Origin of the sequence: Aurantimonas sp. C2-5-R2 (assembly GCF_036549495.1) — a bacterium.
In the GTDB taxonomy this organism is placed as follows: domain Bacteria; phylum Pseudomonadota; class Alphaproteobacteria; order Rhizobiales; family Rhizobiaceae; genus Aurantimonas; species Aurantimonas coralicida_A.
Window position 1 is genome coordinate 1 of the sequence record NZ_JAZHLJ010000159.1, and the last position, 3,534, is coordinate 3,534.

4 protein-coding genes and 2 pseudogenes are annotated in these 3,534 nt (G+C 61.9%); 4 read left to right on the plus strand and 2 right to left on the minus strand.

What is annotated here, in order from left to right:
* The first annotated feature begins 282 nt into the window (after positions 1-282).
* The 4 genes from VQ044_RS24210 to VQ044_RS24225 are packed head-to-tail and all read left to right on the plus strand — an operon-like array spanning position 283 to position 2,454.
* A complete protein-coding gene (locus VQ044_RS24210) occupies positions 283-480 on the plus strand; it encodes a hypothetical protein (protein ID WP_331827834.1) in 198 nt (65 codons plus the stop codon).
* 10 nt (positions 481-490) lie between these two features.
* Positions 491-1,087 (plus strand): formate dehydrogenase FDH3 subunit beta, encoded by a 597-nt coding sequence (gene fdh3B, locus VQ044_RS24215; protein WP_327650216.1) that lies wholly within the window; start codon positions 491-493, stop codon positions 1,085-1,087.
* A gap of 21 nt (positions 1,088-1,108) precedes the next feature.
* Entirely contained in the window at positions 1,109-2,329 is a 1,221-nt protein-coding gene (locus tag VQ044_RS24220; RefSeq protein WP_327650218.1) for a formate dehydrogenase subunit gamma, read from the plus strand.
* The gene (locus tag VQ044_RS24225; RefSeq protein ID WP_327650219.1) at positions 2,326-2,454 is read left to right on the plus strand and encodes a hypothetical protein; all 129 of its coding nucleotides are present in this window, start codon (positions 2,326-2,328) and stop codon (positions 2,452-2,454) included. Before VQ044_RS24220 ends, VQ044_RS24225 begins: the two co-directional genes overlap by 4 nt.
* 126 nt (positions 2,455-2,580) lie before the next feature.
* Here VQ044_RS24225 and VQ044_RS25950 read toward each other — a convergent pair.
* Both VQ044_RS25950 and VQ044_RS24235 read right to left on the minus strand, forming a co-directional pair.
* A pseudogene (locus VQ044_RS25950) lies at positions 2,581-3,176 on the minus strand (alpha/beta fold hydrolase).
* A gap of 8 nt (positions 3,177-3,184) precedes the next feature.
* Positions 3,185-3,445 (minus strand): annotated as a pseudogene (locus tag VQ044_RS24235) (Tn3 family transposase); the annotation flags it as partial.
* Between the last annotated feature and the right edge of the window lie 89 nt (positions 3,446-3,534).

The window sequence follows — 3,534 nt, forward strand, 5'->3', positions numbered from 1 at the left end:
ATCGGCTGTCCCGTCATAGCCACCGTTCCGGCAGCCCATCCGGGTCAAGATACCACATTTAGGGCGACCTGGGACAACGGGATAAGCCTCGACACTGGCACCGATGCTCTTGCGGATCTGGCGGCCCGATGCGCCAACACGGGCGAACCGCCATGTTGAGCGCGTCGAGTAGTTCGGACGAACGCGTCACGGCCGAACATCGTGGCAAGCTCGCCTACATCTACGTCCGCCAATCTTCCGTGAACCAGGTGCGGCATCATCGCCGCGCTGGTCACCAACCGAGTGGACGAGGGCACGGTCTGTCTGCCCTTCCACTTCGCGGGCATGTGGATGGGAGAGAGCATTACCGGCCGTTATCCGTCCGGGACCGTTCCCTATGTGACCGGCGAAGCCGCCAATACCGCCATGACCTACGGCTACGACGTCGTGACCTTCATGCAGGAATCGAAGGCGTCGCTGTGCCGGCTCGAACCCGCTTGAGGAGTAGCAGATGGCTCGGATGAAATTTCTGTGTGACTCGGACCGCTGCATCGAATGCAACGCCTGCGCGACCGCTTGCAAGAACGAGAACGAGGTGCCTTGGGGAATGGTGCGCCGACGGGTCGTCACGATCAATGACGGCAATCCCGGCGAGAAGTCGATCGCGATCTCCTGCATGCATTGCACCGACGCGCCCTGCATCGCGGTCTGTCCGGTCTCCACGCTCTATCAGAATGACATCGGCATCGTCCTGCACGACAAGGACACCTGCATCGGCTGCGGCTACTGCTTCTACGCCTGCCCGTTCGGAGCGCCGCAATATCCGAGCGATACCAATTTCGGCTCCCGCGGCAAGATGGACAAATGCACCTATTGCGCCGGCGGTCCCGAAGAAACCGGGTCTCAGGCCGAGTTCGAAAAATATGGTCGCAACCGGATCGCCGAAGGCAAGCTGCCGCTTTGCGCTGAGGTCTGCTCGACCCGAGCACTGCTCGCCGGCGACGGCGACGTCATCTCCGACATCTACCGGGAACGGACCGAACACCGCGGCTATGGCTCGGGAGCGTGGGGCTGGACGACCGCCTACCACGCCAGCGATGCGGCCTGATCGCGAGAAGGAGAACAGGACATGTCAGCAGCACGGATAGCCGGCGGTATCGTTGCGCTGCTCGCCGGCCTCCTCCTCGGTGTGGTGGTCGTTCTCAGCTTCACGCGCGAAAATCTCGTGCAGCCCGAGGTGGCGGGGGCGTCTGGCGGGGGCGAGGCGAGCCACGTTGTTGCCGCCGAGGCGTTGAGCGCGCGCTCGAAGCTGCTCGACGACCGTCGCGAAGCTGGCCAGACTCGCGGCGTGAGTGTGGACACGGACGGTGGAGGACGCGCCGATCTCATCTTCCGCGACGGCGTGGCCGCACCTCGGCAACTGACCTCCTCATGGCTGACGATCGGAGAAAAGGAAGCGCCTATCCTGCCGGAGGCGAGACGCATCCAAGGCATATCCTCCCTGCCCTATCGCAACGCGGCATCGTTCGAGCAGCCCGGCGGGCGCACTTGGCGCAGCCTGCACAACGATCAGGTGCGGTACGGCGGCGGCTGGGTCATCTTCGGCGTGCTTGCCGGGCTCGGCCTGTTTCTCTTCGCTCGCGGACGGGTCAAGATCGCCGAGGGAAAAGCCGGCACCACGATCAAGCGCTTCACGGCGACCGAGCGCGCCAATCACTGGATGACATCATCCGCCTTCGTTGTCATGGCGCTGACCGGTGTCGTGATCCTCTACGGCAAGCCCCTGTTGCTGCCGCTGATCGGCGAAGGGGCGTTGGGCGATCTCGCCTGGGGCAGCGCCTGGCTCCACATGGCATCCGCGGTCCCCTTCGTGATTGGCGTAACGGTGATGGTGGTGTTTTGGCTGCTTCATAACATTCCGACACGGCTAGACTGGGAGTGGCTGAAGCGCGGCGGTGGAATGCTTCACGACGACGGCGACAATCCGCCGGCTCGCAAGTTCAACGCCGGTCAGAAAATCGTCTTCTGGGGCGTGACCCTCGGCGGCTTTGCGCTGCTCGCGTCGGGCCTCCTGCTCATGTATCCGTTCCTGCTGCTGGGCTATGGAGGGATGCAGACGGCGCAGCTTTCGCACGCGATCATCTCCCTCCTGATGATCGGGCTCATCTTCGGGCATATCTATATCGGCACGATCGGAATGGAGGGCGCGTTCGCGGCGATGTGGTCGGGACGGGTAGACCGCAACTGGGCCAAGGAACATCACAGCATCTGGTATCGCCAGATGACGGGCGAGGTCGGGGCGCAGGAGCCATCCTCCGCCGATGTCGCTCCGGGAGAGCGCGGAATATGAAGGCATTCATCATTGGGGTCGCGCTCATGGCCGCGCTGGCGGCGCTGACGATCGGCGTGTTTCCTCTTGCCGAACAGTCGAGCGCCGCGGAAAGCTCCTTCGTTCACCTGGACGAGGAACGCTGATCAAAAACTTGGATCTGGCTGAAAGTTTTTGCTGATCGAGTTGACGATCGCCGAGAACGGTACAGGTCAAAAAGGGCGACCGACACGGAGAGGACATAGCTTTGCAAGGCTTGGCTGGCGCCCTTGTCATTGCATTTTTCGCGGCTTCGATCGCCGCCATGGTCCGGTTCGCGCCCTCCGATTTTGCCGCATCCCTGACACCAGGCGACGGACTGCATCAGGGGTCCGAATAGCCCAGGCTAAAGCGAAAGGCCCACCGAAGTCGTGAGCGACCAAATCGAGGGGTGCCTGTATTCCGGCAGCCTGTCGGACGTCTCGATGAATTCGGCCAAACCCGCGAGCGAGCGTTCGTAGTTTTCTGGTATCTCAGAGAGACCAAAGCCTGGCAGGTCAGGAGCGATGCAGCGAAAATCCGTAGCCAAAGCGCTGGCAACACGGTCCCACATGACGCTGCTATCTGGATTTCCATGAAGCAGCAGTACAGGAGATCCACTCCCCCATTCGCGAAAGTGAACGGACGCCCCACCGATCTTTATGATGTGCTCTGATGTACGACCGGCGCTCTGCATGGAGTTGCTAGTCTGGTTCACCACTGATCTCCTCCCCCTGAACAAGGTTGCCGATAATGATCCGGCGCTGATCGTATAGTTGCCCACCCCCTTGCCAACGGCGCGGATCGCTGAATCCGGGCTTTGAGTAGCAACGGAACAGAAAACACACATAAGCTCGCCTACAGGTCGTCGATGCCGGCGGTTCTCGGATCGCGCAGAGGCCTGAGTTCGCCGCGCGCGATGATTTCCGGCAGGGTGAAAGCGTAGCGGCCGAGCATGTTGATGTGCCCAAAGCTCAGCGGAGAGAGGTGGGCGACGTCCTCAGGCTTCACCTCGTATCCTTCGGCGCGCAGCTGATTGAGGGCGGCGTCCATGTAGACCGTGTTCCACAGGACGACGAGGTTGACCACCAGGCCGAGCGAACCGAGCTGGTCCTCCTGCGGAGCGTGTCAACGAATGTGAGACAGCCGGAGCGATAGATTAAGCTTGGAGTTGGAGCTTGTTGTTGGGCGGATTGATCCAGACGGCG